General features: G+C 65.1%; 2 protein-coding genes. Both read left to right on the top strand.

Features of this window, described 5'->3' with window-relative positions; genetic code table 11:
* Window positions 1–369, top strand: a 369-nt coding sequence (locus tag NKJ17_RS33990) for a UTRA domain-containing protein (RefSeq protein ID WP_352692081.1), incomplete at its 5' end; no start/stop codon positions are given.
* A gap of 3 nt (window positions 370–372) precedes the next feature.
* On the top strand, window positions 373–501 hold a 129-nt coding region (locus tag NKJ17_RS33985; protein WP_352692082.1), incomplete at its 3' end, for an ADP-ribosylglycohydrolase family protein.

Raw genomic sequence — 501 nt, 5'->3', positions numbered from 1 at the left:
CTTGGTATAGAAAACCCGTTTTTCATCGCTGTCGACCGGGTGCGCACCAATGCCAGCGACGGCCACGCTATTTCCATCGAGCGCAGCCGACTGCCATTGTCGCCCGAACTGGAGGACGTGCCGTTGCGCGGCCTGCGCGAAGGCTCGCTGCACCAGACGCTGCGCGGCGCCGGCCTCATTCCCGACCATGGCGACGAATGGGTGGGCATCGAAATGCTCAACGCCGACGATGCCGCAATCCTCGGCTGCCCGCAAGGCACGCCGTTCCTGCGCGGTCGCCGGTTGACGCGTGCGGCCGATGACCGGCCGATCGAATATGTGACCAGCCTGCTCAACCCGGCGCATTTTGCGCTGCATATGAGGTTCTGAGAGATGCCCGACGACACCCGGGACACGACCGATCGGGCTATGGGAGCGCTTGTCGGCGGGGCACTGGGAGATGCGCTGGGCATGCCGACGCAGCTTTTGTCGCCGGCGCGGATTGCCGAACTCTACGGCCAT

Source organism: Mesorhizobium sp. M0208, from assembly GCF_040322015.1.
In the GTDB taxonomy this organism is placed as follows: Bacteria; Pseudomonadota; Alphaproteobacteria; order Rhizobiales; family Rhizobiaceae; genus Mesorhizobium.
Note: the sequence above shows the minus strand (reverse complement) of the source record. Positions and strands in the feature narration are given on the sequence as shown.